Here is a 24,993-nt window from a genome sequence, read left to right as displayed (position 1 = left end):
GTCTGAACGCCCTGCCGCATTTTCAGACGGCCCAACCGAAAACCCATTCCGTTTAAAAAAGGAACCACCCGCCATGAAGCCTTTGATTTTCATCAAACAACTATTGGCAGCCGCCATATTGGGCGCATCGCTGCTGCCCCATGCCATGGCCGAACCCGCCCCGCCGGCAACCGCCGCCGCGCCCGTGCAGGCGGAAAATCTCAACGATGCCTTAAACCGCCTCGCCGCTGCGGATTTCAACGGCAAACTTGCCGCCATGCAACAGGTGGTGCGCTTCCAACACTCCCGTCAGGCGCAGATTCTGCAAGCCTTAACCGAAGGCCGTCTGTATGTGGCCGGCGGTGCGTTTTACGAAAAAACGCTTAACGGCGGCGAAGAGCGTTTCGCCCCCATCGAGCGTCCCGAAGCGGCGGGCACACGTCCGGCCGGTGCCAAACGGGTGGTTATCGACAACGATGTGCGCCTGTGGATCAGAACCTACAACGCCGAAAACGCACTGCGCTCGCCCGATGCCGACATCCGCGAAGCGGCCATGAAAACCCTGCTGCAAACCAGCGGTACGCCCGCGCTCGACAAAGTGAAAAGCGCGCTGCCCAACGAAACCTCGGCCACGGTGCGCAGCATGATGGAAAGCTACATCGCCCGCGCCGATTTGGAAAGCGGTGATTTGATCCGCCATGTGCATGCCGTCGAGCTACTGCGGCAGCACGCTTCGCCCGACAATCTGGCGGTGCTGGAGCAATACGCCGCCCGCGCGCCCACGCCCGCGCTCAAAGAGCAGGCCGTACAGGCCGCCGCTTCGGTGGAAACCAAGCTCTCGCTGCTGCAAGGCGCCGAAACCTTCAGCTTTGGTTTGAGTCTCGGCTCGGTGTTGGTGTTAACCGCCATCGGCTTAGCGATTACCTTCGGCGTGATGGGCGTGATCAATATGGCGCACGGCGAATTGATGATGATCGGGGCTTACTGCGCCTATGTGGTGCAGCTGCTGATGCCCAACCATATCGGCGCTTCGGTGTTGGTGGCCATACCGGTGGCGTTTGCGGTAAGCGGTTTGGTGGGGATTCTGATCGAGCGGCTGGTGGTGCGCCATCTGTATGGCCGCCCGCTGGAAACGCTGCTGGCCACATTCGGTATCAGCCTGATTCTGCAACAGGCGGTACGCAGCATTTTCTCGCCGCTCAACCGCATGGTGCAAACGCCCGATTGGATGAGCGGCTCGCTCGAAATCGTTAACGGCCTCTCCATCACTTGGAACCGCATCTATATCTTCTTTTTCTGCCTCGCCTGCTTTTTGGCGCTGTGGGCGGTGATGAAACGCACCCGCTTGGGCTTGGAAGTGCGCGCGGTGTCGATGAACCGCAATATGGCGCGCGCGGTGGGTATCAGCGACCGCAAAGTGGATATGCTCACTTTCGGCTTAGGCTCGGGCATCGCCGGTGTGGCTGGCGTGGCGCTGTCGCAACTGGCCAACGTCGGCCCCAACCTCGGCCAGCAATACATCGTCGACTCGTTTATGGTGGTGGTGGTCGGCGGCGTGAGCAACCTGTGGGGCACGCTGGTTTCCGGCCTGATGCTGGGCGTGTTGAACAAAATGACGGAGCCGTGGCTCGGCGCGGTATTGGCCAAAGCCGTGATGCTGGTGGTGATTATCCTGTTTATCCAAAAATTTCCGCGCGGCCTGTTTCCGCAGAAAGGCAGAGGTGTCGAATGAATTCCGTCATCTTAAACACATTCCGGCGCGAGCCGTTGCTGGGCAGGCTGACGCTGGGTTTTCTGGTGCTGCTGCTGATTATTGTGCCCATCGGCAACCTGTTGATGCCGTCTGAAAGCCTGCTGCACATTTCCACCTACACCGTAACCCTGCTGGGCAAATACCTGTGCTACGCGCTGCTGGCGCTGGCCTTGGATCTGGCTTGGGGCTATCTGGGCATACTCAGTCTCGGCCACGGTGCGTTTTTCGCCTTGGGCGGCTACGCGATGGGTATGTATCTCACCCGCGCCGGCAGTGCGCCCGGCAGCCTGCCCGATTTTATGGTGTTTCTCGGCTGGAACGGATTGCCGTGGTTTTGGAGCGGCTCGGAATATTTCGCCTGGGCATTCGTGATGATGCTGTTCGCGCCCGGCCTGCTAGCATTCGTTATCGGCGGCCTGTGTTTCCGCTCGCGCGTTTCCGGCGTTTACCTTTCCATCATCACCCAAGCCATGACTTATGCGCTGATGCTGGCGTTTTACCTGAACGAAACCGGCTTCGGCGGCAACAACGGCCTTACCGGCTTCAAAACCCTGCTCGGCTTCAACCTCACCGCCGATGCCACCCGCGTGGCCCTGTTCGCCATCACCGGTATCACCATTCTGGCCGTTTACGCCTTCTTGCGCAGCGTGATGAACACGCGCTTGGGCAAGCTGATTATTGCCACCCGCGATGCCGAAATGCGCGTGCGCTTTGTGGGCTTCCGCGTCGAACACATCAAACTCGCGGTATTCGTGTTTTCCGCCATGCTCGCCGGCGTGGCAGGCGCCCTGTATGTGCCGCAGGTGGGCATCATCAACCCGGGCGAATTTGCACCGCTGATGTCGATCGAAATCATCGTTTGGGTGGCTTTGGGCGGCCGCGCCACGCTCTACGGCGCGATTATCGGCGCGTTTGCGGTGAACTATGCCAAAACCTGGCTCACCGCCGCCCTGCCCGACGCCTGGCTGTTTTTCTTGGGCGCGCTGTTCGTGCTGGTTACCATTTTCCTGAAAGACGGCATCGCCGGCCTGGTTGCCCGCAAACGGGCCGACCAACCCGAAGAACCCGACCAACCCGCCGCCGCACAGGAGGGCGCCGCATGAAAGCCAAAGCCAACCGCAACCGTTTCGACAACCTGCACATCGACAACAAATACATTCTCTATATGGAAGACGTGTCGGTGAGTTTCGACGGCTTCAAAGCCATCAACAACCTCAACCTCTATATCGACAAAGGCGAATTGCGCTGCATCATCGGCCCCAACGGCGCGGGCAAATCGACCATGATGGACATCATCACCGGCAAAACCCGCCCCGACACGGGCGACGTGTGGCTCGGCCAGCGCTACAACCTGTTGGCCATGAGCGAAGCCGAAATCGCCCGCGCGGGCGTGGGGCGCAAATTCCAAACGCCCACCGTGTTCGAATCGCTCAGCGTGTACGACAACCTGTCGCTGGCCGCCGCCGGCAGCAAAAGCGTGTTCGGCGCGCTGTTCGGCAAAGGCCGCAAGCTCAGCGGCGAACAGAACGACCTGCTCGATAACGTGCTGCAAACCATCGGCCTCACCGCCACCCGCAGCCGCGACGCCGGCGTGTTGTCGCACGGCCAGAAACAATGGCTGGAAATCGGCATGCTGCTGATGCAGAAGCCCAAGCTGCTGTTAATCGACGAACCCGTTACCGGCATGACCCACGGCGAAATCGAGCGCACCGCCGAACTGCTCACCTCGCTGGCGGGCGAGCAGGCCATCGCCGTGATTGAGCACGATATGGAATTCGTGCGCAAAATCGCCCGCAAAGTCACCGTGCTGCATCAGGGCAGCATCCTCGCCGAAGGCAGCTTAAGCGAAGTGCAAAACAACCAACAAGTGATTGATGTGTATCTGGGCGGCGGCCAAAAAGCAGCTTAAACAATGCCTGTCTGAAAAAAATATTTCAGACAGGCATCGGCAGGCTGCAAACCGCAAACCAAACCGTCAGGCCGTCTGAAAACCTTTCAGACGGCCTCCGAAAGGAAAACCATGTTAAGCGTAAAAAACCTCAACCAATACTACGGCCAAAGCCACATCCTGCACGACATCAGCTTTACCGCGCCCGAAAAACAATGCACCTGCATCATCGGCCGCAACGGCGTGGGCAAAACCACCCTGCTCAAAGCCATCATGGGGCAGGTGGCCGCCAAAGCCGAACAACTTTCCTACGGCGGCACCGACCTGCTCAAACAGCGCCCCGAAAAACGCCCCTATCTGGGCATCGCCTATGTGCCGCAGGGGCGGCAGATATTTTCCCAACTCAGCGTGGAAGACAACCTCAGAATCAGCCTGCCGGTTTACCGCAAACGCACGGGCGAGCGCAGCGCCGGCGTGCCCGAGATGATTTACGAGCTGTTTCCCGTGCTCTACGACATGAAACAGCGGCGCGGCGGCGACCTCTCCGGCGGCCAGCAGCAACAGCTCGCCATCGGCCGCGCGCTGATACTCAACCCCAGCCTGCTGATTCTCGACGAACCCACCGAAGGCATCCAGCCCAATATCGTCGACGACATCACCCGCGTGATCCGCCGCCTCAATCAAGAATGGGGGGCTGACCGTGTTAATCGTCGAGCAGAAACTCAACCTGATCAAACTGCTGGCCGACCACTTCGTGCTGCTCGAGCGCGGCCATTGCGTGGCGCAGGGCGGGGGCGGCGAACTCACCGAAGAGCTGATCCAGCAATATTTGAGCGTATAAACCGCACCCGAATCATTTTTTCAGACAGGCATAGGCCGTCTGAAAACCAACCACCACAAGGAACCCCCCATGCACCTCACCAGCCGCGAACAAGAAAAACTGATGCTGTTTCTCGCCGGCGAGTTGGCCGCCAAACGCCGCGCGCGCGGCCTGAAGCTCAACTATCCCGAAGCCGTGGCCTATATTTCCAGCCACCTTCAAGAAGCCGCCCGCGACGGCATGAGCGTGGCCGAACTGATGAACTACGGCGCCACCCTGTTGGGCATGAACGACGTGATGGAAGGCGTGGCCGACATGGTGCACGAAGTGCAGATCGAAGCCACCTTCCCCGACGGCACCAAACTCGTTACCGTACACCAGCCCATCCGTTAAAGGCCGTCTGAACATGAAACCCATCCTTATCATCCAAACCGGACACACCTTCCCCGAAATCGCCGCCGCCCACGGAGATTTCGACGACATGGTCTACCGCGCCTTAAACGGCAAGCAGCGCAAAACCCGCGTGGTCGACGTTTCGCGCGCAGCCGCCCTGCCCGCCCCGTCAAACTGCGCCGCCGCCGTCATCACCGGCTCGCACGACATGGTGAGCGACAAAGCCGATTGGAGCGAGCGCACCGCCCGCTGGCTCTCGCAAGCCCACGGACACGGCCTGCCGCTGTTCGGACTGTGCTACGGCCACCAACTGCTGGCGCACGCACTCGGCGGCGAAGCAGGCGACAACCCCAACGGCCTCGAAATCGGCACCCAAACCATCGAACGCCTGCCCGCCTGCGACGACGACCCGCTGTTCGCCCCGCTGGGCAGCCGCTTTCCCGCCCACACCGTCCACCGCCAAAGCGCGCTGAAACTGCCGCCGCAAGCCGTTTTGCTGTGCCGCAACCCGCACGAAGCGCATCACGCCTTCCGCCTGGGCAAACACACCTGGGGCGTGCAGTTCCACCCCGAATTCAGCGCCGGCGTGATGAGCGGCTACCTGCGCCGCCACCACGGCAGGCAACACGCCGAACCCGCGCAAAACACCCCCGAAGCCGCCGCCCTGCTGCAACGCTTCGCGAGCTACGTTTCGAGTTTGCAGGCCGTCTGAAAAAATGGCTGTTAGAATCATCAAACCATAAACCTTTCAGACAGGCATTACCCTGCCCCGGAGAAAACCATGAACCGAAACTACCCCTTTGTATTGGCCAACGTCTTTGCCGAAACCCATTTCGGCGGCAATCCGCTGGCCGTGTTTCCCGAAGCCTGCGGCTTGGACGACGCGCAAATGCAGGCCGTTGCCAAACAGTTTAATTTGAGCGAAACCGTGTTCGTGTTCGGCGACCAACTGCGCATCTTCACCCCCGATTACGAGCTGCCGCTGGCCGGCCATCCCGTGATCGGCACCGCCGCCCTCTTGCAAAAGCTGCGCGGCCTGCCCGAACGCTTTACCCTGCACACCCGCGCCAAACCGGTCGACATCCGCTGCGCCGACGGCCGCGCCGTGATGCGGATAGCGGGTTACACCTGCGAAACCGCCGCTGCCACCGCCGGTGAATTTGCCCGAATGCTGGGTTTGCACACCGCCGATTTGGCCGAACACGCCTACCGCGTGAACAGCGGTTCCGAGCAATTATTGATGCAGGTGATGAGCTTGGCTGCGCTGCAAGCAGCTGCGCCGGATGCCGAGGGCCTGCGCACACTCTGCCGCGATTGCCCGCGCGACGTGCTGTATCTGTGGTACGAAGCAGGCGACACCGTGTACAGCCGCCTGTTTTTCACCTCAGGCCAAGTGGTGTTGGAAGACAGCGGCACCGGCTCCGCCTGCGCCAATCTCGGCGCGTATTACGCCCATTGCGGCCGAGCCCCACTGACGCGCACCATTTTCCAAGGCGACAGCATGGGCCGCCCCAACCGCTTGTCGCTGGCGGTGGACGACCAAGGCATCGAAGTCGGCGGACGTGTAATCGAAGTCGGCCGCGGCGAATTTTACCTGCACGAATAATGCAAGCCGGCCCCAAACAGGCCGTCTGAAAACCTCAAAAGGACACCCCATGATTCCCGGAGAATACCGCACCGCCGAAGGCGGCATCGCCGCCAACCGCAACCGCGCCGTGCGCACACTAACCGTTACCAACCTCGGCGACCGCCCGATACAGGTCGGCTCGCATTACCATTTTTACGAAACCAACCCCGCGCTGTCGTTCGATCGCGAAGCGGCCAAGGGTTTCCGCCTGAATATTCCCAGCGGCAACGCCGTGCGCTTCGAGCCGGGCGAAGAGAAAACGGTGGAATTGGTGTCTTTCGGCGGCCGCCGCGTGTTGAAAGGCTTGCGCAACGAAACCCGGGGCGCCAGCCTGCCGCCGCTTTCAGACGGCCTCAAAGATGCCGCGCTCAATATTCCGCGCGCACAATATCTGGCCACCTACGGCCCGACCGTGGGCGACAAAATCCGCTTGGGCGATACGCAGCTCTTTGCCGAAATCGAGCGCGACCTGCTCACCTATGGCGACTAATGCAAATTCGGCGGCGGCAAATCGGTGCGCGACGGCATGGCGCAGTCGGCCGATGCCTGCCGCAGCGATGAAAACGTGCTGGATTTCGTGATTACCAACGTGGTCATCATCGACCATTGGGGCATCGTGAAAGCCGACATCGGCATCCGCGACGGCCGCATCGTCGGCATCGGCCAAGCGGGCAACCCCGACACCATGGACGGTGTTACCCCCGATATGATCATCGGCGCGGCCACCGAAGTGCACAACGGCGCACACCTGATCGCCACCGCCGGCGGCATCGACACTCATATCCACTATATCTGCCCGCAGCAGATTGCCCACGCGATTGAGAGCGGCATCACCACCATGATCGGCGGCGGCACCGGCCCCGCCGACGGCACCAACGCCACCACCGTTACCCCCGGCGCGTGGAATATGCGCCGCATGTTGCAGGCCGCCGAAGCCTTTCCGGTGAACCTCGGCTTTTTCGGCAAGGGCAACTGCGCCGACACCGAGCCTTTGCGCGAACAAATCCGCGCCGGCGCTCTGGGCTTGAAAATCCACGAAGACTGGGGCGCCCCCCCCGCCGTGATCGATGCCGCCCTGACCGTGGCCGACGAAATGGACGTACAAGTCGCCATCCACACCGACACCCTCAACGAAAGCGGCTTTCTCGAAGACACCATGCAGGCGGTAAACGGCCGCGTGATCCACACCTTCCACACCGAAGGCGCGGGCGGCGGCCATGCCCCCGACATCATCAAGGCCGCCATGTATCCCAACGTGCTGCCCGCCTCCACCAACCCCACCCGCCCGTTTACCGTCAACACCATCGCCGAACACCTCGATATGCTGATGGTGTGCCACCACCTCGACAAGCGCGTGGCCGAAGACGTGGCCTTCGCCGATTCGCGCATCCGCCCCGAAACCATCGCCGCCGAAGACATTCTGCACGACATGGGCGTGTTTTCGATTATGAGTTCCGACTCGCAAGCCATGGGGCGCGTGGCCGAAGTGGTCATCCGCACCTGGCAGACCGCCGACAAAATGAAACAGCAGCGCGGCCAACTGCCCGAAGAGCGCGGCGACAACGACAATTTCCGCATCAAACGCTATATCGCCAAATACACCGTCAACCCCGCCATCGCCCACGGCATCAGCCGCCACGTCGGCTCGATCGAAGCGGGCAAACTGGCCGACATCGTATTGTGGAAACCCGCCTTCTTCGGCGTGAAACCCGAAATCATCATCAAAAACGGCTTCATCAGCTACGCCCGCATGGGCGACCCCAACGCCAGCATCTCCACCCCGCAGCCCGTGGTGTACCGCCCGATGTTCGGCGCGCACGGCAAAGCCGCCGCCGAAACCGCCGTGCTGTTCGTGTCGCAAGCCGCTGCCGAGGCCGACATCCGCACGCAATACGGTTTAAACAAAGCCACTCTGGCGGTGGAAAACTGCCGCAACATCGGCAAAAAAGACTTGATCCACAACAACGGCACGCCAAACATCACGGTCGACCCCGAACGCTACGAAGTGCGCGTCAACGGCGAACACATCACCTGCGAACCGGCACAAAGCGTGCCCTTGGGGCAGCGGTATTTTCTGTTTTAAGCGCGCGCCGAATATCCGTTTTTCAGACGGCCTGTTGCAGCCAAAAAGGCCGTCTGAAAAGCAGCCTGAAAGCCCAATCATGAACCTATTGATCCAAAACATCCTGCCGCCGCAAACCCTGCCCGACGGCATCGAACGCGACCGCGTTTCCCTGCAATGGTACGAAGCCGACCGCCGCATCCTGCGTAAAACCAGCAACGGTGGGCGCGACATCGCTTTCCGCCTGCTCAAAGAAGGCCAGCGCCTGCACCACGGCGACTTGGTGTTTCTTAACGACAAACTGGCGGTTACCATCGAAATCGAACCTTCCGAAGTGATGGTGCTCTCCCCGCAAACCCTGCCCGAAATGGCGCGCGCCTGTTACGAAATCGGCAACAAACACACACCGCTGTTTCTCGACGGCAACGAACTGTTGCTGCCTTTCGACAAGCCGCTGTTCGAATGGCTCGCCGCCGCCGGTTTTGCGCCCAAGCGCGACACGCGCCGCTTAAACGAACAATTGCGCGCCAATTCCGCACAAGGCCACGGCCACCACCATCATCATCACGACCACCCGCACGGCCACCATCATGAACACTAAACTGACCACGCTGTTGCAACTGGCCGACCCCGCCCTGCCCATCGGCGGCTTCAACCATTCGGGCGGCCTCGAAACCTTCGTGCAGCAAGGCGTGGTCGACAATGCAGGCCGTCTGAAAGAATATGTGGCCGTGCAGCTCGAACAAAACTGGGCCTATAACGACGGCGCTTACGTTTCGCTGGCATACGACGCCGCACAGGCCGGCGACTTTGAACGGCTGGCCGAAATCGACCGCCACGCCGTCGCCGCCAAAGCCCCGCGCGAAATCCGCGAAGCCTCGCTCAAACTCGGCGTGCGGCTGCTGAAAATCTTCGCCCGCCGCGAAACCGCCGCCATCGTGCAGCGTTTTCAGACAGGCATGGCGCACCAGGAAGCGCACGGCTGCTACCCCGTCACCTTCGGCCTGATTGCCGCCGTATTGCAGCAAAACAAAGCCGACGCGCTCGCCGCGTTCTACTACAACGCCGCCGCCGGCGCAGTTACCAACGGCGTGAAACTGATTCCGTTAAGCCAGATGGACGGGCAGGATATTCTCTTCGACCTGCACGAAGCCATCGCGCGCGCCGTCGCCGCCAGCCTGAATCCCGACCCCGAATGGCTGGGCGCCGCCTGCGCCGCCGCCGACATCCGCGCCATGCAGCACGAACGGCTGTACACGCGGCTGTATATGAGTTAAGGCCGGCAAACCGCGCCACAGGCAGAAGCAAGCCTGCGGCTTGCCGCCCTTTCCCACGGGAGAGGGCTAGGGAGAGGGCAATAACGCGCAGCGTTATCCCAAACCACCCATAAACTTTCAGACAGGCATACCTGCCTGTAAACACGTTTTCAAACCAACCGAAAGGAAAGCATCATGAAAAAACTGTTTGCCCTGCTCACCCTTGCCGCCCCGGCTCTGGCATCCGCCCACCCCGGCCACGGCGACAGCGGCCTGCTCAACGGCATGCTGCACCCGATAACCGGCCCCGACCACATTCTCGCCATGCTCGCCGTCGGCCTGTGGGCGGCTTCGTTCTGCGGTAAAGCGCGCTGGGCGATTCCCGCCGCCTTTGTCGCCATGATGGCCGCCGGCTTCGCCTTCGGCGCAAACGGCGGTGAGATGCCGCTGCTGGAACAAGGCATCGCCGCTTCGGTGTTGGTGATCGGCCTGGCCGCCGCTTGGGCGCAGCGCATTCCCGCCGCCGCCGCCGCCGCGGTTGTCGGCGCGTTCGCCCTGTTTCACGGCATGGCGCACGGCGCGGAGATGCACGGCCACGCCGCTTGGTTTGCGCTCGGCTTTGTCTTGAGCACCGCCGCCCTGCACGCCGCCGGTTTCTTTATCGGCACGGCCTTGCAGAAAAACCTGTGGATCAACCGCGCGGTCGGCACCGCCATCGGCGCAGTCGGTTTGAGCCTGCTGCTGGCTTGATTTCGTTATCGTGAAAAATATAGTGGCTTAAATTCAGCATAAGACAAGGCGACGAAGCCGCAGACAGTACAGGTAGTACGGAACCGATTCTGTTGCCGCTTCAGCGGCTTACAAAATCGTTCTCTTTGAGCTAAGGCGAGGCAACGCTGTATTATGCTGAATTTAAGCCACTATAAAAAAGGAAACCCCATGCGCAACTACATCAAAATCGGCGTGGCCGGCCCGGTGGGCGCGGGCAAAACCGCCTTAATCGAGCGGCTCACCCGCAAAATGGCCGCCGATTACAGCATCGCCGTAATCACCAACGACATCTACACCCGCGAAGACGCCGAATTCCTCACCAAAAACAGCCTGCTGCCGCCCGAACGCATCATGGGCGTGGAAACCGGCGGCTGCCCGCACACCGCCATCCGCGAAGACGCTTCGATGAATCTGGAAGCAGTCGACGAAATGGCGGCGCGTTTCCCCGATGTGGAAATTATCTTTATCGAATCGGGCGGCGACAACCTTTCCGCCACTTTCAGCCCCGATTTGGCCGACGTTACCCTTTTCGTGATCGACGTGGCGCAAGGCGAAAAAATCCCGCGCAAAGGCGGCCCCGGCATCACCCGCTCCGACCTGCTCGTCATCAACAAAACCGACCTCGCCCCCCATGTGGGCGCCAGCCTCGAAGTGATGGAGCGCGACGCCCGCAAAATGCGCGGCGGCCAGCCTTTCGTGTTCACCAACCTGATGAAAGACGAAAATCTCGATGCCGTAATCGGCTGGATTCGGAAATATGCGCTGTTGGAAAATACCGCCGAACCGGCGCAGCTGGTCCGTTAACGGCAAACCGCCCTCAGGTGAGAAAGAATAAGCGGCGGATGAAATCACTTTTCAGACGGCCTAAACGACTTGCAAAAATCTCAGGCCTGATATGGGCAACGCCAACAAACCCAATCGCACGGCGTTACCTGTCATTTGAAACCCAACGGCAACCGCACGCCCTCCCCCGCGGGAGAGGCTATAAGCGGCTCAGGCCGTCTGAAACCTTTCAGACGGCCTGAAAAACCCTTTCTTTCACAAGGTATAGTGAATTCAAATAAAAACTCCGAAATGAAATAACTGCATTCAAACTTGCAATTGGGCGATATGCTAAAGAATCGTTTTACCCTACTTCGGCATTCTTATTTTAATCCACTATAATTATGCACGCCACACTGTCCCTATCCACCCAATCGCGCAACGGCCGGACCGTGCTGAAAGAATGCTACGCCACCCCGCCGCTGAAGCTGATCGCGCTGCCGCCGCACAAGCACACGCTGCACGCCGTGCAGATGTCGTCTTCGCCCGGCCTGCTGGCAGGCGACGTTATCGACACCAGCATCACGCTGGCCGCGCACACCTCGCTCGCACTCTACACCCAAGCCTTCACCCGCGTGCTGTCGATGAACGCAGGCGGCGCGCCGCGGCAGCATACCCGCATCCGCTTGGCCGAAGGCAGCAGCCTCACCTTTCTGCCGCACCCCTTAGTGCTGCACACCGGCAGCACCCTGCACCAAACCACCGAAATCACATTGGACAACAACACCGAACTGCTCTACGGCGAAATCCTTGCCGCCGGCCGCGTGCGCAACGGCGAAGCGTTCGCGTTCGAGCGGTTGTCGTCCCGCCTCAACATCCGCCACCAAAACCGCCTGCTGCTCACCGACAACATCCAATGGTAGCCCGGCCTCTACCCGCCCGCGCGTATCGGGCAAATGGAACACTACACCCACCAGCTCAACCTGTTTTATGTGCACACCGGCGATGCGGATTTATCGGCACCACTGGAAAACCTGCACCAATGCCTGTCTGAAAACCATGCAGAACACAGCCCCAATTTACTGTGGGGTGTCAGCCGCAGCGCCCCCCGCGCCCTATGCCTGCGCGCACTGGCCGCCGACGCCCAAACCCTGCAAAACCTGCTGCACCTCGCCGTTACCCTGCTTTCACCCCGGCAGGCTCCGCCGTCTTCCGTGTTTTTCCGCTAGGGCGTGTCGTCGACAGGCTTGTGAAGCGGTTTTTTGAGGAAAAATCCGCAGATGCAAGGCAAAAAGCACAGCAAGATTGGATATCTTGCGAGCATTTTTAACGCCGCAGATGCGGATTTTTACCAAAAATACCGCCGCAACGCGGTCGACTACACGTCCTAAAACCGGCCGTGCTTTTTTTGCATAAGGTCTTGGGCCGTCTGAAAAGGCGGCTGGAAAAACAGGCCGATTTATCAGATAATCCGTGTTTTCTTTACACCGCAAAGGCACCCGCATGAAAGCCATTATCCACACCGACAACGCCCCCGCCGCCATCGGCGCATACAGCCAGGCCGTGCGCGCGGGCGACACCGTTTACATGAGCGGCCAGATTCCGCTCGACCCCGCCACCATGACCGTGGCCGGCAACGGCGACTTCCGTGCCGAAGCACACCAAGTGTTCAAAAACCTGCAAGCCGTGGCGCAGGCCGCAGGCGGCACGCTCGACGACATCGTCAAAGTCAACGCCTACCTCACCGACTTAAACAATTTTGCCGTTTTCAACGAAGTGATGGCGGAATACTTCAGCCAGCCCTACCCCGCCCGCGCCGCCGTCGGCGTTGCCGCCCTGCCCAAAGGCGTACAGGTTGAGGCCGAAGCCGTGCTGGTATTGAACGACTAGGGGCATGTGGTCGGAAAGCTTGTTAAGCGGGCTTTAACCAAAAATACCGCCGTAACGCTTTCTAACGGCACGCCCTCCTGATTAACGAATAAAAAATTATCACGCAGCATAAAGGCCGTCTGAATGTTTCAGACGGCCTCACGCGCCATAAAAACAAAACGGATCCACACACAATGGCACACTACGCAATCGGCGACATCCAAGGCTGTTACGACGAATTCACCGCCCTGCTCGCCACCATCGGCTTCAACCACGGCACCGACACCCTCTGGCTCACCGGCGACATCGTCAACCGCGGCCCCAAATCGCTCGAAGCCCTGCAATTTGCCATGAAGCACGAAAGCAGCATCCAAACCGTGCTCGGCAACCACGATCTGCACCTGCTGGCCGTATCCTACGGTTTCGGCAGAATCAAACGCGGCGACACCATCGCCCCCGTGCTCGAACATCCCGACAGCAAAAAAATGCTCGGCTGGCTGCAAGCCCAACCCCTGCTGGTGCAAAACGACACCCATGTTTTGGTGCATGCCGGCCTTCTGCCCGAATGGAGCGTCGAAAAAGCCGCCGAACTCGCCCGCGAAGTGGAAACCGAACTGCAAAGCGGCGATGCGCGCGGCTATTTCGCCAATATGTACGGCGACCGGCCGCGCCGCTGGAAAAACAAAATCGAAGGCTACGACCGCCTGCGCATGATCACCAACGTGTTCACCAGAATGCGCGCCGTTACCCGCAAAAAAAACAAACTCGACTACGAATTCAAAGGCCGCCCCGACGAAATGCCCGAAAACCTGATTCCCTGGTTTGAGGCTGCCGACCGCCGCCACCTGAGCCACATCACCGTGTTCGGCCATTGGTCGGCACTCGGCTACGTTAACGACCACCGCGTAATCGCACTCGACACCGGCGCCCTGTGGGGCGGCCAGCTCACCTCGGTCAACCTCGCCACCAACGAAATCGCCCAAGTGTTCTCAAAAAGCGGGCTGCATTGGGAAACGGCTTTATAAGCCCGAAAATTTTGTAAAGCCCGTTCAGGCCGTCTGAAACATCCGATTACAGTCAAACCACTTGTTTAGTAACAGTTTCGTCATACTCGGGCTTGACCCGAGTATCTTTTTGGGTTTCAGAAATTTTTAGGAAAGGAGATACTCGGGTCAAGCCCGGGTATGACTTGTGTACTTTTTCTTAAGTGGATTTACCATTATATATATCGTCATTGATTCGCAAGCCCGCTGCGCTGTCCATGCAGACAGGAACGGCGGGATACTAACGTTTTCAGAGCAGTAGGCCAGACTCTCGAATCCGACATTTTGCTCTTCTTCACCGCTCAAAAGAATCTGTCAAACAACAAAACAGGCCGTCTGAAAGATTGTTCCTTTCAGACGGCCTGTTGTTTTAACGCCCATTCACAGCATTACGATTCACGCAGGCTTAAGCCCGATGCAGCCTGCCCACATACTCCACTTCTTCGCGGCTGCCCATCACTACCGCAACACGCTGGTGCAAACCTTCCGGCTGAATATCGAGCATGGCCTGCACGGTATTGCCGGACGCGCCGCCCGCCTGTTCCAACACCAGGCTCAAGGGGTTGGCTTCATACATCAGGCGCAGCTTGCCGGGCTTGGACGGATCGCGCGCGTCTTGCGGATACATAAACACGCCGCCGCGCATCAGAATACGGTGGATTTCGGCCACCATCGAAGCCACCCAGCGCATATTGTAGTTTTTGCCGCGCACACCGGTGTCGCCCGCCAGCAGTTCGGCGATATATTGCTGCATGGGCGCAAACCAATGGCGCTGGTTCGACATATTAATCGCAAACTCTTTGGTTTGCGCCGGCACCTGCGGGTTGGCCAGGGTTTGCACGAAATTGCCTGCTTCATCGAGCGTAAACACAAACACCCCGTGCTTCAGGGTAAACACCAGCTGGGTTTGCGGGCCGTAGAGCACATAGCCGCTGCCGGCCTGATCGCGGCCTTTTTGCAGAAACGATTCGGTTGTCAAACCGCCTTCGGGCTTGGCCAAAATCGAAAAAATCGTACCCACCGAAATGTTCACGTCGATGTTAGACGAACCGTCGAGCGGGTCGAACAACACCAAATAACCGCCGTTTTCGTTGCAGGCTACGAAAGTGTCTTCTTCTTCGCTGGCCAAACCCGCCACATTCGGGTTGGTTTTGAGCGTGTTAATCAGCAATTGGTTGGCAATCACATCGAGCTTTTTCTGGTCTTCGCCCTGCACGTTACCCGTGCCGGCTTCGCCGAGAATACCCGCCAGCGCACCCTGCCGCACTTGGCCGTTAATCTGTACGCAGGCGGCCACTATCGCTTCGAGCACGCTGCCCAAACCTTCGGGCAGGTGGTGGTTTTCAAGGTGCTGCGGAATAAATTGGGATAAGGTAGTCATCGTTTTTCTCACTCCGGTTGGTGTTGTCAGGCTGCATAGGGAGTGTAGTCAGAAAGCGTTGCGGCGGTATTTTTGGTTAAAATCCGCAGCGGCTGCGTTAAAAATGCTCGCAAGATACCCAATCTTGCTGTGCTTTTTGCTTTGCATCTGCGGATTTTTCCTCAAAAAACCGCTTCGCAAGCCTTCCGACTACACTCCCTAAACCGCCCGCACATCTCAATTTGCGCCCGAAGCCGCAGAAGCGGCCTTGGTGCCGAACACTTCGTCTTTGCACGCTTTGGCAGCTTCCATCGCCTTGCGGGTTAATTCGGCATCGCCCTGAATCAGCTTGGGCATATCGGCAACCGAAACCGTTTCCACCGCTTTCTCTGCACTGCAAGAGCAGACTTTCTGCGCCAGCTCGGCGGAAAGGCCTGCTTCTTGGGGAATACGCTCCAAGCAGGCTTGGGTAAACGCGGCGGTAAATTCGTTGCGGAAAGAATCGGCAGCCGTTTGTTTAACGGCTTCCTGCTGCTGTTCGCTGCAAGCGGCAAGCAAACCGGCACACAGCAATACGGCGGCGCAACGGGCGGTAATGTTCATAATAAAAACCTATTCTGGCTTGAAATAAAAACACCGACGATTGTAATTCAATTCGCCCCCGCTTTCTATAAAAGCGTCGAGCCGTAACTCTTACAAAATTCATACTGGTATTTTAGCCCCTGCGTCATGCCCGAACTTGTTCCGGGCACAATGCAGCAGGTATTTCAGACGGCCTGAAACAGTAAAAACTGTTATAGGCATATTCTCAGACAGGTAACGGATAACGCAGCATTTCAATCAGCGCGCGCAGGGCAGCCGAAGTGCGGCGGCTGGGGTAATACAGAAAAAAACCGGGATAGGGTGTGCACCAATCTGCCAGTACGCGTATCAATTGCCCGCTTTCAAAATATTGACTGCACTGCGTGACTTCCGAATAGGCCAGCCCCACGCCATCCAGCGCCGCCTGCTGCATCAATTCGAAATCATCCGGCATCAGCGGGCCGTTCACCGCCACATTGATTTTCTGCCCGTCTTTGGCAAACTCCCAGCGATAAGGTTTGCCAGCGCTGTTCTGCCGCCAGCCGATGCAGCGGTGTGCAAGGCGCCGCCACCGCCACCTTACGCAACGGGCAAATCTGGGTGGTCAACTCCCGCTTTCCGCAACTGTTCGGCAACCCGCAAGCCCACACCGTTACCGGCTTTGAACTCTTGCGTTTGGCCGAATAAAAGGCTTGCCTGCTAAAGATTGGCAACGTGGGCGTTTCCCCTTCTCCTCCTCCCTACCGGAAAAACCACGCTGGCAGCCAGCAGGTCGGGCATTGATGCCCGACAGAATTTGTTGACTACCTTTGTCGGGCATCAATGCCCGACCTGCGGAACTGCGAACTCAAAATTCGGCTTTTTCTCCTTTCCATCCGGTTCGCCGCAGGAAGGCTTCCCAGTTCAAAGCATCCGGGGTGATGTGTTCCGGGCGGTTGGCCGGACTGAAATAGCCGTATTCCACTGCATATTGCACCATCCCCAACAACTCTTGCACCAGTAATTCGTTAGCGGCAAACTCGGGAAAATAATGTAGCAACCCTTCGCGGGTATAAGCATTGCGGTATTCGGCGGGAATGCCTGTTAAGCGGGTAAAGGTTTCCACCATTTCGCGCGGGCTTATCCAATCGCCCACCAACGGTACGGTTACGCCGTCGTAGTCTTGCGGCCGTTTGAAAATGTCCAACACTGCAGGGCCGGTGATGCTTAACGGATCGGCGAAAGGAGCTCGGAAGTCTTCGGGCAAATAAATCGGAATCAGCAGTTTGTCATTCTCCCAACGCGGCAGGTAGTATTCCATCAGATTGGTGAAGAAAAAAGCGATCATCACGAAACTGCTCTGTACGGGCAGGCGGCGAATGTAATCGGCAATGCGGGCTTTGTCGGTAAAATGTGGTGCAAACTTCATACCCTTGGTACGTTCGTCCACATTTTCCAAGGTGCTGAACACAATGTGCCGCACCCCGGCGGCTACTGCTGCATCCGCCATCAAACAACCGGTTGCATATTCCTGCGAGTTGTTCGGCGGCGTAGGCGGCGTCATTAAAAATACGCCGTTTGCTCCGTGGAATGCGGCAGCCAAATCATCGGCGGATACCACTTCCGCACCCCGTTTGACCCATGACTGGGCCAATTCGGATTGCGGGCTTCGGGTTAACGCACGCACTCGGAATCCGCCGTCTGCCAATAGGGAATCCACCACGCTGCGTCCTTGCTTGCTGGCGGCACCTGCCACCGCGATTAAAGGTTGTGTCATACTTGCTCTCCTAATAAGGGTTGGAGAAGACGAGTATAACGATGGCAATACAATCGGGAAATAACTATCCTTTTGAATAGGTTAAAACGTATGAGAACAGAATGCCAAACCGATTTTGTGCAACTAAACGGCAAACGTTACCCTTGTACCGTCAGTCTGGCGATGGATTTAATCGGTGGAAAATATAAGGCTACGATTTTGTACCACCTGCAAGATGGGGGGAAACGCTTCGGCGAACTGTATGCCTGTCTGAATGCGGCCACCGAAGCGGTGTTGAGCAAGCAATTGAAAGAATTGGAGCGTGACGGCTTGGTATCGCGCACTCAATACGGTACCAAACCGCCTGTGAAAACGGAATATGCGCTTACTGATTTCGGGCGCACGGCCATTCCGGTATTGCAAGCCGTTACGCAATGGGGTAACCGGGTTGCATTGGAAAAGGGAGTGTGGGAAGAATGCTTGCATGAGTAGGCTGGCTCGGGCAAGCGATAAAATATGACATTTTAGGTGTAAACCAGTAGGTCGGGCACTGATGCCCGACAGAATTTGTTCACTACCTTTGTCTGGCATCAATGCCCAACCTACTAGCCTTCGTAGTGATGGCTTTCTGTGACGGTAATGAAATAGCCGTCGGGATCCCGGAAAGAAAATTCCTGTTTGCGCGAATTGGGATTCTGATGCACATCTTCTTCAATGGCCCAGCCGATGCGATCAAGACGGTTCCGGATGGTTTGCCAGTCATTCGTTCTGAAATACAGAAGCAATCCGTTTCCCGTCGGGATATCCTGATCGACCATGGTTGGATGCTCATCCGCGCCCCAAGCGTGCAAGCACAATACGGTTTCGTTCTCCGGCGAATTCAAAACCGCAAAATGATCACCGCCGTGCACGTTGTGGAAACCAAACAGGCCGCAATACCAGTCGGCACTGGCCGCAACATTTTTGACGGCAATCAAGGGATCGAGCTTGGTCATTTTTCGTCTCCAGTTTTTCTATTTGACAGTCCGCGGGACGGGCATGACCGACCTACGGTACGGGTTTCTGCGCATCTTCTACCGCCAATAGTAAGGGCAATGCTTCATCTTGTACAATGTCGCGCCAGTCGCGGTCAGTCAAGGCGCCTTCAATGGCCCATAAGCCAGTAGGTCGGGCATTCATGCCCGACAGAATTTGTTCGCTACCTTTGTCGGGCATGAATGCCCGACCTACGATATAGGTTTCTGCGCATCTTCCACCGCCAATAGCAAGGGTAATGCTTCATCTTGTGCAATGTCGCGCCAGTCGCGGTCAGTCAAGGCGCCTTCAATGGCCCACAGCAGATTCAAAGAGGGCTTGCTGCCGCTTTCGATAACCCGTAAGTAAGCCTGAACGGCACCCAATTGCCGTAAATCCTGTGCAGTACAAATGCCCACTTTGGCCAGCATTTCGGCAGATTTGGCACCAAGATTGCGCAGTTGGCTTAAATCGTTCACGGGTTTCATGGCGGGTCGAATCCTTGTGTTTGGGCAAATATTTTGATGGCCTTATCGCAATATCTTTTACAAACGGCCTTTCAGGTAGCCTTCGAGCAAGCATCGCTTGAATCGAATATCGAATAAAACTTTACCCAAAAAATCATCTTGGGTTCTCAACCCAAGCTACGCTTCTTGCGCCAACACCTCCACCAGAAAATCCGCCACTGCGCGCACGGCTGGCGAGCGGCGCACGTCTTCGTGCATCACCAGATACAAGGTTTCTTCGTGCACCTGTGGTGCTGTGCCCTGCAATGCCACCGGCTGCAAGCCGTCGGCCGCTTGCACGCTGTCGGCAGGCAAAAAGCCGATGCCAAGCCCGGCGCATACGCCTTGTTTGATCAGTGCGAAATCGTTGCAGGCCAGCGCCACTGCGCCGCTGCCAATCATTTCTTGTGCCCAGCGGCTTAACGGGTTTTGCGTGGACAGGGTTAAAAATTGCCAATCAGCACGCGCGCTGCGGCGCAGATAGCCGCTGTCGGCATAAAAACCAAAACGCAGGCTGCGCAAGCGGCGCACCACCAAATCCGGCGCTTGCGGGCGCAACAGGCGCAAGGCGATATCGGCTTGGCGCTGGTGCAGATTGCGCACTTCGGCACTGCTTTGCAGCAGCAAACGCACCCTGGGCACCCGGGCATAAAGCAGCGGCAAATGCGGCAGCAACAAGGCCTGCAATACCACCGGCGGTGCCGTGATCGCCACTTCTGCCACTGCTTGCCGCTGTTCACACGCCAGATGTTGTAACACCTTCACATCCTTGGCCAACTCGCGCGCGTGGGCATACAGGCGCTCACCGTCTTCGGTAAGCAGATAGCGCTTTCCGATGCGGTCGAACAAGCGCAGCCCGAGCGCCGCTTCCAACTGCGCCACGCGGCGCGACACCGTGCTGTGCTGTACATCCAACGCTTCTGCTGCCGCAGTCAATGTTTCCTGTTCCACCAAAATCACGAAATGTTGAATGTCGTTCCAATCCAGAGCGGCTGCCATATCTTTCTCTTTGTGCATAAATCATCAATGATTGACAATTTATCTTATTTTATTTGATTTTAAAACAATTCATACTGCGACCATTCCACCGGCACACAGGAATAATGTGATGAAAAAAACCTTGTCTTCCCACCGCACCGGCTTGTCGCCTGCTTGCCATGCGGCAATGAATACGTTGCCCAAGCTTGCCAATAACGGTTGGCCGGTGCAGCAAACGGCGCAACCATGAAAAAGCTCCCCAAAAAATACGCCGGCATCGCCTTTGCCTTCTACGCCTCGGCCATCATGGTGTTGATCGTAAGCGGCGTGCTGGTGGCGCTCAACACGGGGGTGGACGCTGGCTACCCGGCGCGGCTGGCGCGTGCCTACCTCATCACCTGGCCGGTGGCTTTTGCCAGTTTACTGGCCGTGCGCCCGCTGGTCGTCAAGCTGGTGGGCTGGAGCACGGGGGAATGACAATGTCCGCTGCGATGCACGCGGTAGTGATTGACCGCGACGACGGCTTTGCCCTCAAAGATGCACAAGTACCGCTGCCGGCGGTGGGCGAGCAGGATGTGCTGGTGCGGGTAGACGCCGCCGCCATCAACCCGGCCGACCAGCGTCTGTTGGCGCGTGCGCGGGAAAACCCGGCCATTTCCATTCTGGGCTTTGATGCCTGCGGCACGGTGGTACAAACCGGCGCAGCGGTGCAGCACATTGCCGTGGGCGATGCGGTGTATTACGCGGGCGATGTCTCCCGCGCCGGATGTTTTGCCCAATACCAAGCCGTGCACGCCGATCTGGTTGGCATCAAACCTGCGCGTTTGAGCGCCGCAGAGGCCGCCGCGATGCCGTTGACGGCGCTGACTGCGTGGGAGCTGCTGCACGAGCACTTTTGCCTTGAGCGTGGCAGGCTGCTGGTGCTGGGTGGTGCCGGCGGGGTGGGGTCGCAGCTGATCCAGCTGGCGGCACGCTTGCCGGATGTGGAAATCATCGCCAGCGCCTCGCGCCCTGAATCACGCGACTGGTGCCTGCAACTGGGCGCGCACCGAGTGATCGACCACAGCCGCCCGCTTGCCGCGCAACTGCCCGAGGCCGTCAGCCACGCCGTGCTGGCCCACCACCCCGATGCCTATCTGAAAACCCTGCCTCCCTTGATGCAGCCGTTTGGCCACATCGCCTGCATCGTGCCCTTGGCCGCGGCGGCAGACCTCAACCCGCTGATGCAAAAAAGCCTGTCCTTTCATTGGGAATACATGTTCACCAAGCCGCTGTTTCAGCCTTCAGACAGGCCGACGCAAGGGCACATCCTCAACCAAATCAGCCGCTGGCTGGACGAAGGGCTTTTGCGCAGCACGCAAACCTGCTGCCTCGGCCCGGTATGCGCACAGAACGTGCAGCACGCATTGGCGCTGCTGGCAAGTAGCCAAACCATCGGCAAGCTCACGTTTTCCAACCTTTAACTAACCTTAGGGAACCCTCATGACCTACCAAGCCCAAGCCCAACAATTTCTTGCCGACGTGTTCGCCGGCAAACTGCCCCAAGCCCTGGCCGCCTGTGCCGAAGATGTGGTGTTCATCAGCACCCGGCCCGAGCCGTCGGCCCAGGTGCGCGCCTACGGCCGCCATCGCGGCCACGCAGGCGCTGCCGCTTTCTTTCAGACATTTGCCGACATGCTGACGCCGGGCGAATTCGAAATCCACGACACCATCGCCCAAGGCCAGCACGTGGTGATGTATGGCCGTCTGAAACACACCGCCCGCGCCACCGGCCGCCCCTTTGCCAGCGACTGGGCGCTGGTGATGAAGTTTGACGAGGCCGGCAAGCTGGCGCTGTACCACTTTTACGAAGACACCGCCGCGCTGGAATGGGCGCTGGGGGTGAACGGATGAAGCCCGCCCTGCTGCTGTGCGGCTATGGCTGGCTGCCGATCATGGCATAGTGCTGCCCACCAACAACTGTATGAGCCTAGTGGAAGTTACTATCAGTACCTTATTGCTACTCATTTTCAAGCGGCCGGTCGGCAGCAGGCAACAAATCGATACTGTTATGGCTTGTCTTCTTCGCCACTTGCGGCCAACACTTCTTCGGCGGCATAAACGGTGTTCAACGCCTTGGGAAAGCCCACATAAGGAATGCACTGCATAAAGGTTTCGATAACCTGCTGTTTCGACCAGCCCACGTTCAATGAAGTATAAATGTGCACGCAAAGCTGTTTTTCGCAGCCGCCCAATGCCGCCAGAGTGATGAGTTCGCGTTGTTGCAAATGCGGGCGTATATATCGGCGCGTCTTGCACCACGATGAGCTTACCGAAGCTTTTGAACAAACCCGCCAAACAGGTTTGTCGCGCAGCTGGCTTTTTCCATGCCGATAATGGATTTGCAAAAACGGTGATGATATAGTGAATTCAAATAAAAACTCCGAAATGAAATAACTGTATTCAAACTTGCAATTGGGCGATATGCTAAAGAATCGTTTTACCCTACTTCGGCATTCTTATTTTAATCCACTATAAAAATACCTGTCTGAAAACTTTTCAGACAGGCATTGCTGCTTTTCAGACGGCCTTTATTTCTTCAACTCAGCCAGAATCTCATCTACCGTGGCTTTGGCATCGCCGAAGCACATCACGCTGTTTTCGTTGAAAAAGAGCGGGTTTTGCACGCCTGCGTAGCCGGTATTCATCGAGCGTTTGAACACCACCACTTCTTTGGCCTTCCACACCTCCAACACCGGCATGCCGGCAATCGGCGAGTTGGGGTCGGTTTGTGCGGCGGGGTTGACCGTATCGTTGGCGCCGATTACCAGCACCACGTCGGTGTTGGGGAAATCGTCGTTGATTTCGTCCATCTCCAATACGATGTCGTAAGGCACTTTGGCCTCGGCCAGCAACACGTTCATATGGCCGGGCAGGCGGCCGGCGACGGGGTGGATGCCGAAGCGCACCTCGGTGCCGTTTTTACGCAAAAGCTCGGTGATTTCGGCCACCGGATATTGCGCCTGCGCCACCGCCATGCCGTAGCCCGGGGTGATGATGACGCTCGAGGCGTTTTTCAGCATTTCTGCCACTTCGGCAGGCTTGGCTTCACGGTATTCGCCCACTTCTTCGCTGCCTGCGGCGGCAGAGGTGCCGTCGGTGCCGAAGCCGCCGGCAATCACCGAAATAAACGAGCGGTTCATGGCCTTACACATGATATACGACAGAATCGCGCCGCTCGATCCTACCAGCGCGCCGGTAACAATCAGCAAATCATTGCCGAGCATGAAACCCGCCGCCGCAGCCGCCCAACCCGAATAAGAGTTGAGCATGGACACCACCACCGGCATATCGGCACCGCCGATAGAAGCCACCAAATGCCAACCGAACGCCAGCGCGATTAAGGTCATCAGAATCAGGGCGAACCAGCTGCCGTCTGCGCCGACAAACAGCAGCAGCAACAGAAACGACACCACAATCGAAGCCAGATTCAGCTTGTGTTTGTGCGGCAGTTGCAGCGGTGCGCTGCTGATTTTGCCGTTGAGTTTGCCGAAGGCCACAATCGAGCCGGTAAACGTTACCGCGCCGATAAACACGCCTAAAAACACTTCGATCAAGTGGATGGTGTGCATTTCCGGATCGACACTACCTGCTTCGATAAAGCTGTTGAAGCCTACCAACACGGCGGCCAGGCCGACGAAACTGTGCAGCAGCGCAATCAGCTCCGGCATCTCGGTCATTTCGACTTTTTGCGCTTTATAAATACCGATTGCCGCGCCGATGGCCATGGCGATGATAATCCAGCCCAAACCGGCAGTGTTTTCGCTGAAAATCGTGGCGAACAGCGCAATCGCCATACCGGCGATGCCGTAATAGCAGCCGTTTTTGGCGGTTTCCTGCTTGGAAAGCCCCGCCAGCGAGAAAATAAACAGAATGGCGGCAACGATGTATGCCGCGGTTACCAATCCTTGAGACATCTTGGTTCTCCTAAGGGATCATGAAATTTAAAATTTAAGCCGTCTGAAAATTTCAGGATAGATATTTTTACTGGCGGTTTTGGATAATTCTATAACCGTTCGCCCCTGCCTTCCCCGTTTTAGCGCACAGGTTATTGCCGCATTGCACAATATCCGCATTATTAATACGGGTAAGCATATCCGCCTCTAATTTCTTTTGCGAAATAATATTTGTATAAAAGAAAACCAACGCAATACCGCCGATAGTCAAAGCAGCAAGCGTAATGGCAGCACCCAACACGGTTTGCCTGAATATCTTTTGGTTCTCACTTTTTACGCTATGCAGATATGTGTTAAATTCAGCCACTTGCCGGATCATTTGATTCCGTGCTTCTTCCATATCTTCCGCATAGCTTTGCACTTGGCTTGCTGCCTTTTGCATCAAATCTTCTTTTACCATTGCCACCATCATTTTTCGTTGTTGGCCTAAGGATTTATCCAACTCTTTTTGCAGGTTGCCGACAATTTTCTCACTATCGTTTTGATATTTGGTCATCAATTTGACCATATCGACAATAAGATCCTCCAAACGTTCGGAAGCGTGATCCAACTCATTCATTGATTAAATTCCTCGTTTAAATAGAAACCCGTTTATCAAAC

General features: G+C 57.6%; 30 protein-coding genes and 2 pseudogenes. 22 read left to right on the top strand and 10 right to left on the bottom strand.

Going from position 1 to position 24,993, the window contains the following annotated elements; genetic code table 11:
* The first annotated feature begins 73 nt into the window (after nucleotides 1–73).
* From urtB to H3L92_RS03250, 17 genes and pseudogenes are all read left to right on the top strand, one after another.
* Nucleotides 74–1,711, top strand: a complete 1,638-nt coding sequence (gene urtB, locus H3L92_RS03325) for an urea ABC transporter permease subunit UrtB (RefSeq protein ID WP_085365718.1) — start codon at nucleotides 74–76, stop codon at nucleotides 1,709–1,711.
* The gene (gene urtC, locus H3L92_RS03320; RefSeq protein WP_085365717.1) at nucleotides 1,708–2,835 is read left to right on the top strand and encodes an urea ABC transporter permease subunit UrtC; all 1,128 of its coding nucleotides are present in this window, start codon (nucleotides 1,708–1,710) and stop codon (nucleotides 2,833–2,835) included. The genes urtB and urtC overlap by 4 nt, the downstream gene beginning before the upstream one ends.
* A complete protein-coding gene (urtD, locus tag H3L92_RS03315; RefSeq protein WP_085365716.1) occupies nucleotides 2,832–3,641 on the top strand; it encodes an urea ABC transporter ATP-binding protein UrtD in 810 nt (269 codons plus the stop codon). The genes urtC and urtD overlap by 4 nt, the downstream gene beginning before the upstream one ends.
* A gap of 111 nt (nucleotides 3,642–3,752) precedes the next feature.
* A pseudogene (locus tag H3L92_RS13145) lies at nucleotides 3,753–4,184 on the top strand (ATP-binding cassette domain-containing protein); the annotation flags it as partial.
* A 136-nt stretch (nucleotides 4,185–4,320) separates the two neighbouring features.
* Entirely contained in the window at nucleotides 4,321–4,461 is a 141-nt protein-coding gene (locus H3L92_RS13140; protein ID WP_245945462.1) for a hypothetical protein, read from the top strand.
* Between the two features lie 69 nt (nucleotides 4,462–4,530).
* Entirely contained in the window at nucleotides 4,531–4,833 is a 303-nt protein-coding gene (gene ureA, locus H3L92_RS03305) for an urease subunit gamma (RefSeq protein WP_085365715.1), read from the top strand.
* A 13-nt stretch (nucleotides 4,834–4,846) separates the two neighbouring features.
* Nucleotides 4,847–5,545 carry a glutamine amidotransferase gene (locus H3L92_RS03300; RefSeq protein WP_085365714.1) on the top strand — a complete coding sequence of 233 codons (699 nt, stop codon included), beginning with the start codon at nucleotides 4,847–4,849 and terminating at the stop codon, nucleotides 5,543–5,545.
* Nucleotides 5,546–5,614: 69 nt separating this feature from the next.
* Nucleotides 5,615–6,439 carry a PhzF family phenazine biosynthesis protein gene (locus H3L92_RS03295; protein ID WP_085365713.1) on the top strand — a complete coding sequence of 275 codons (825 nt, stop codon included), beginning with the start codon at nucleotides 5,615–5,617 and terminating at the stop codon, nucleotides 6,437–6,439.
* A gap of 49 nt (nucleotides 6,440–6,488) precedes the next feature.
* Nucleotides 6,489–8,543 (top strand): annotated as a pseudogene (ureC, locus tag H3L92_RS03290) (urease subunit alpha).
* 79 nt (nucleotides 8,544–8,622) lie between these two features.
* Nucleotides 8,623–9,123: an urease accessory protein UreE gene (ureE, locus tag H3L92_RS03285; protein WP_085365712.1), complete on the top strand. Its 501-nt coding sequence runs from the start codon at nucleotides 8,623–8,625 to the stop codon at nucleotides 9,121–9,123.
* On the top strand, nucleotides 9,113–9,799 hold the full coding sequence (locus H3L92_RS03280) for an urease accessory protein UreF (protein WP_085365711.1): 687 nt from the start codon (nucleotides 9,113–9,115) through the stop codon (nucleotides 9,797–9,799). Before ureE ends, H3L92_RS03280 begins: the two co-directional genes overlap by 11 nt.
* 174 nt (nucleotides 9,800–9,973) lie before the next feature.
* On the top strand, nucleotides 9,974–10,528 hold the full coding sequence (locus tag H3L92_RS03275) for a HupE/UreJ family protein (RefSeq protein ID WP_085365710.1): 555 nt from the start codon (nucleotides 9,974–9,976) through the stop codon (nucleotides 10,526–10,528).
* Between the two features lie 189 nt (nucleotides 10,529–10,717).
* Nucleotides 10,718–11,353 carry an urease accessory protein UreG gene (ureG, locus tag H3L92_RS03270; RefSeq protein WP_085365749.1) on the top strand — a complete coding sequence of 212 codons (636 nt, stop codon included), beginning with the start codon at nucleotides 10,718–10,720 and terminating at the stop codon, nucleotides 11,351–11,353.
* 362 nt (nucleotides 11,354–11,715) lie between these two features.
* Nucleotides 11,716–12,234: an urease accessory protein UreD gene (locus tag H3L92_RS03265; RefSeq protein ID WP_085365709.1), complete on the top strand. Its 519-nt coding sequence runs from the start codon at nucleotides 11,716–11,718 to the stop codon at nucleotides 12,232–12,234.
* A gap of 33 nt (nucleotides 12,235–12,267) precedes the next feature.
* Nucleotides 12,268–12,540, top strand: a complete 273-nt coding sequence (locus tag H3L92_RS03260) for a hypothetical protein (protein ID WP_085365708.1) — start codon at nucleotides 12,268–12,270, stop codon at nucleotides 12,538–12,540.
* Between the two features lie 274 nt (nucleotides 12,541–12,814).
* On the top strand, nucleotides 12,815–13,201 hold the full coding sequence (ridA, locus tag H3L92_RS03255; RefSeq protein WP_085365706.1) for a deaminase RidA: 387 nt from the start codon (nucleotides 12,815–12,817) through the stop codon (nucleotides 13,199–13,201).
* Between the two features lie 173 nt (nucleotides 13,202–13,374).
* On the top strand, nucleotides 13,375–14,205 hold the full coding sequence (locus H3L92_RS03250) for a symmetrical bis(5'-nucleosyl)-tetraphosphatase (protein WP_085365705.1): 831 nt from the start codon (nucleotides 13,375–13,377) through the stop codon (nucleotides 14,203–14,205).
* A gap of 424 nt (nucleotides 14,206–14,629) precedes the next feature.
* Here H3L92_RS03250 and H3L92_RS03245 read toward each other — a convergent pair whose 3' ends face one another.
* The 3 genes from H3L92_RS03245 to H3L92_RS03235 form a co-directional block, all read right to left on the bottom strand.
* Nucleotides 14,630–15,604, bottom strand: a complete 975-nt coding sequence (locus tag H3L92_RS03245; protein ID WP_085365704.1) for a class 1 fructose-bisphosphatase — start codon at nucleotides 15,602–15,604, stop codon at nucleotides 14,630–14,632.
* 216 nt (nucleotides 15,605–15,820) lie between these two features.
* Entirely contained in the window at nucleotides 15,821–16,186 is a 366-nt protein-coding gene (locus tag H3L92_RS03240; RefSeq protein WP_085365702.1) for a hypothetical protein, read from the bottom strand.
* A gap of 205 nt (nucleotides 16,187–16,391) precedes the next feature.
* The gene (locus H3L92_RS03235; protein WP_085365701.1) at nucleotides 16,392–16,712 is read right to left on the bottom strand and encodes a LysR substrate-binding domain-containing protein; all 321 of its coding nucleotides are present in this window, start codon (nucleotides 16,710–16,712) and stop codon (nucleotides 16,392–16,394) included.
* An 8-nt stretch (nucleotides 16,713–16,720) separates the two neighbouring features.
* Here H3L92_RS03235 and H3L92_RS13135 point away from each other — a divergent pair, with 8 nt between their 5' ends.
* Nucleotides 16,721–16,852: a hypothetical protein gene (locus H3L92_RS13135; RefSeq protein ID WP_259345792.1), complete on the top strand. Its 132-nt coding sequence runs from the start codon at nucleotides 16,721–16,723 to the stop codon at nucleotides 16,850–16,852.
* Between the two features lie 160 nt (nucleotides 16,853–17,012).
* On the opposite strand, the gene H3L92_RS03230 is transcribed toward H3L92_RS13135, so the two are convergent.
* Nucleotides 17,013–17,921 (bottom strand): NmrA/HSCARG family protein, encoded by a 909-nt coding sequence (locus H3L92_RS03230; protein ID WP_085365700.1) that lies wholly within the window; start codon nucleotides 17,919–17,921, stop codon nucleotides 17,013–17,015.
* Between the two features lie 90 nt (nucleotides 17,922–18,011).
* Here H3L92_RS03230 and H3L92_RS03225 point away from each other — a divergent pair, with 90 nt between their 5' ends.
* Nucleotides 18,012–18,392, top strand: coding sequence for a winged helix-turn-helix transcriptional regulator (locus H3L92_RS03225; protein WP_085365699.1), 381 nt, complete (start codon nucleotides 18,012–18,014; stop codon nucleotides 18,390–18,392).
* A gap of 113 nt (nucleotides 18,393–18,505) precedes the next feature.
* Here H3L92_RS03225 and H3L92_RS03220 read toward each other — a convergent pair whose 3' ends face one another.
* The 3 genes from H3L92_RS03220 to H3L92_RS03210 form a co-directional block, all read right to left on the bottom strand.
* Nucleotides 18,506–18,895 (bottom strand): VOC family protein, encoded by a 390-nt coding sequence (locus H3L92_RS03220; RefSeq protein WP_085365698.1) that lies wholly within the window; start codon nucleotides 18,893–18,895, stop codon nucleotides 18,506–18,508.
* A gap of 231 nt (nucleotides 18,896–19,126) precedes the next feature.
* Nucleotides 19,127–19,402 (bottom strand): TfoX/Sxy family protein, encoded by a 276-nt coding sequence (locus tag H3L92_RS03215; protein WP_085365697.1) that lies wholly within the window; start codon nucleotides 19,400–19,402, stop codon nucleotides 19,127–19,129.
* 156 nt (nucleotides 19,403–19,558) lie between these two features.
* Entirely contained in the window at nucleotides 19,559–20,419 is an 861-nt protein-coding gene (locus tag H3L92_RS03210) for a LysR family transcriptional regulator (RefSeq protein ID WP_085365748.1), read from the bottom strand.
* A 225-nt stretch (nucleotides 20,420–20,644) separates the two neighbouring features.
* Between H3L92_RS03210 and H3L92_RS03205 the strand changes: the two genes are divergently transcribed.
* From H3L92_RS03205 to H3L92_RS03195, 3 genes are read left to right on the top strand one after another with little or no spacing between them, the layout of a single operon-like run.
* Complete coding sequence (locus tag H3L92_RS03205; RefSeq protein WP_085365696.1) at nucleotides 20,645–20,875, top strand: DUF2798 domain-containing protein; 231 nt, start codon at nucleotides 20,645–20,647, stop codon at nucleotides 20,873–20,875.
* Complete coding sequence (locus H3L92_RS03200; RefSeq protein WP_085365695.1) at nucleotides 20,872–21,861, top strand: zinc-binding alcohol dehydrogenase family protein; 990 nt, start codon at nucleotides 20,872–20,874, stop codon at nucleotides 21,859–21,861. Before H3L92_RS03205 ends, H3L92_RS03200 begins: the two co-directional genes overlap by 4 nt.
* A gap of 19 nt (nucleotides 21,862–21,880) precedes the next feature.
* Nucleotides 21,881–22,291, top strand: coding sequence for a nuclear transport factor 2 family protein (locus tag H3L92_RS03195; protein ID WP_085365694.1), 411 nt, complete (start codon nucleotides 21,881–21,883; stop codon nucleotides 22,289–22,291).
* A 155-nt stretch (nucleotides 22,292–22,446) separates the two neighbouring features.
* Here the strand turns inward: H3L92_RS03195 and H3L92_RS13130 are convergent, their stop codons facing one another.
* The 3 genes from H3L92_RS13130 to H3L92_RS03180 all read right to left on the bottom strand — a co-directional run bounded on the left by H3L92_RS13130 (nucleotide 22,447) and on the right by H3L92_RS03180 (nucleotide 24,952).
* Complete coding sequence (locus tag H3L92_RS13130) at nucleotides 22,447–22,665, bottom strand: carboxymuconolactone decarboxylase family protein (RefSeq protein ID WP_245945461.1); 219 nt, start codon at nucleotides 22,663–22,665, stop codon at nucleotides 22,447–22,449.
* Between the two features lie 303 nt (nucleotides 22,666–22,968).
* Nucleotides 22,969–24,354, bottom strand: coding sequence for a Re/Si-specific NAD(P)(+) transhydrogenase subunit beta (pntB, locus tag H3L92_RS03185; RefSeq protein ID WP_085365692.1), 1,386 nt, complete (start codon nucleotides 24,352–24,354; stop codon nucleotides 22,969–22,971).
* A gap of 67 nt (nucleotides 24,355–24,421) precedes the next feature.
* On the bottom strand, nucleotides 24,422–24,952 hold the full coding sequence (locus H3L92_RS03180) for a lytic enzyme (RefSeq protein WP_085365691.1): 531 nt from the start codon (nucleotides 24,950–24,952) through the stop codon (nucleotides 24,422–24,424).
* Nucleotides 24,953–24,993 lie beyond the last annotated feature (41 nt).

Origin of the sequence: Neisseria dentiae (assembly GCF_014055005.1) — a bacterium.
GTDB lineage: Bacteria > Pseudomonadota > Gammaproteobacteria > Burkholderiales > Neisseriaceae > Neisseria > Neisseria dentiae.
Note: the sequence above shows the minus strand (reverse complement) of the source record. Positions and strands in the feature narration are given on the sequence as shown.

What these genes read in the sequence shown, in the direction of transcription:
- urtB (WP_085365718.1), top strand. Translation starts at nt 74, where the DNA reads ATGAAGCCTTTGATTTTCATCAAACAACTATTGGCAGCCGCCATATTG.
- urtC (WP_085365717.1), top strand. Translation starts at nt 1,708, where the DNA reads ATGAATTCCGTCATCTTAAACACATTCCGGCGCGAGCCGTTGCTGGGC.
- urtD (WP_085365716.1), top strand. Translation starts at nt 2,832, where the DNA reads ATGAAAGCCAAAGCCAACCGCAACCGTTTCGACAACCTGCACATCGAC.
- ureA (WP_085365715.1), top strand. Translation starts at nt 4,531, where the DNA reads ATGCACCTCACCAGCCGCGAACAAGAAAAACTGATGCTGTTTCTCGCC.
- H3L92_RS03300 (WP_085365714.1), top strand. Translation starts at nt 4,847, where the DNA reads ATGAAACCCATCCTTATCATCCAAACCGGACACACCTTCCCCGAAATC.
- H3L92_RS03295 (WP_085365713.1), top strand. Translation starts at nt 5,615, where the DNA reads ATGAACCGAAACTACCCCTTTGTATTGGCCAACGTCTTTGCCGAAACC.
- ureE (WP_085365712.1), top strand. Translation starts at nt 8,623, where the DNA reads ATGAACCTATTGATCCAAAACATCCTGCCGCCGCAAACCCTGCCCGAC.
- H3L92_RS03280 (WP_085365711.1), top strand. Translation starts at nt 9,113, where the DNA reads ATGAACACTAAACTGACCACGCTGTTGCAACTGGCCGACCCCGCCCTG.
- H3L92_RS03275 (WP_085365710.1), top strand. Translation starts at nt 9,974, where the DNA reads ATGAAAAAACTGTTTGCCCTGCTCACCCTTGCCGCCCCGGCTCTGGCA.
- ureG (WP_085365749.1), top strand. Translation starts at nt 10,718, where the DNA reads ATGCGCAACTACATCAAAATCGGCGTGGCCGGCCCGGTGGGCGCGGGC.
- H3L92_RS03265 (WP_085365709.1), top strand. Translation starts at nt 11,716, where the DNA reads ATGCACGCCACACTGTCCCTATCCACCCAATCGCGCAACGGCCGGACC.
- H3L92_RS03260 (WP_085365708.1), top strand. Translation starts at nt 12,268, where the DNA reads ATGGAACACTACACCCACCAGCTCAACCTGTTTTATGTGCACACCGGC.
- ridA (WP_085365706.1), top strand. Translation starts at nt 12,815, where the DNA reads ATGAAAGCCATTATCCACACCGACAACGCCCCCGCCGCCATCGGCGCA.
- H3L92_RS03250 (WP_085365705.1), top strand. Translation starts at nt 13,375, where the DNA reads ATGGCACACTACGCAATCGGCGACATCCAAGGCTGTTACGACGAATTC.
- H3L92_RS03245 (WP_085365704.1), bottom strand. Translation starts at nt 15,604, where the DNA reads ATGACTACCTTATCCCAATTTATTCCGCAGCACCTTGAAAACCACCAC.
- H3L92_RS03240 (WP_085365702.1), bottom strand. Translation starts at nt 16,186, where the DNA reads ATGAACATTACCGCCCGTTGCGCCGCCGTATTGCTGTGTGCCGGTTTG.
- H3L92_RS03230 (WP_085365700.1), bottom strand. Translation starts at nt 17,921, where the DNA reads ATGACACAACCTTTAATCGCGGTGGCAGGTGCCGCCAGCAAGCAAGGA.
- H3L92_RS03225 (WP_085365699.1), top strand. Translation starts at nt 18,012, where the DNA reads ATGAGAACAGAATGCCAAACCGATTTTGTGCAACTAAACGGCAAACGT.
- H3L92_RS03220 (WP_085365698.1), bottom strand. Translation starts at nt 18,895, where the DNA reads ATGACCAAGCTCGATCCCTTGATTGCCGTCAAAAATGTTGCGGCCAGT.
- H3L92_RS03215 (WP_085365697.1), bottom strand. Translation starts at nt 19,402, where the DNA reads ATGAAACCCGTGAACGATTTAAGCCAACTGCGCAATCTTGGTGCCAAA.
- H3L92_RS03210 (WP_085365748.1), bottom strand. Translation starts at nt 20,419, where the DNA reads ATGGCAGCCGCTCTGGATTGGAACGACATTCAACATTTCGTGATTTTG.
- H3L92_RS03205 (WP_085365696.1), top strand. Translation starts at nt 20,645, where the DNA reads ATGAAAAAGCTCCCCAAAAAATACGCCGGCATCGCCTTTGCCTTCTAC.
- H3L92_RS03200 (WP_085365695.1), top strand. Translation starts at nt 20,872, where the DNA reads ATGACAATGTCCGCTGCGATGCACGCGGTAGTGATTGACCGCGACGAC.
- H3L92_RS03195 (WP_085365694.1), top strand. Translation starts at nt 21,881, where the DNA reads ATGACCTACCAAGCCCAAGCCCAACAATTTCTTGCCGACGTGTTCGCC.
- pntB (WP_085365692.1), bottom strand. Translation starts at nt 24,354, where the DNA reads ATGTCTCAAGGATTGGTAACCGCGGCATACATCGTTGCCGCCATTCTG.
- H3L92_RS03180 (WP_085365691.1), bottom strand. Translation starts at nt 24,952, where the DNA reads ATGAATGAGTTGGATCACGCTTCCGAACGTTTGGAGGATCTTATTGTC.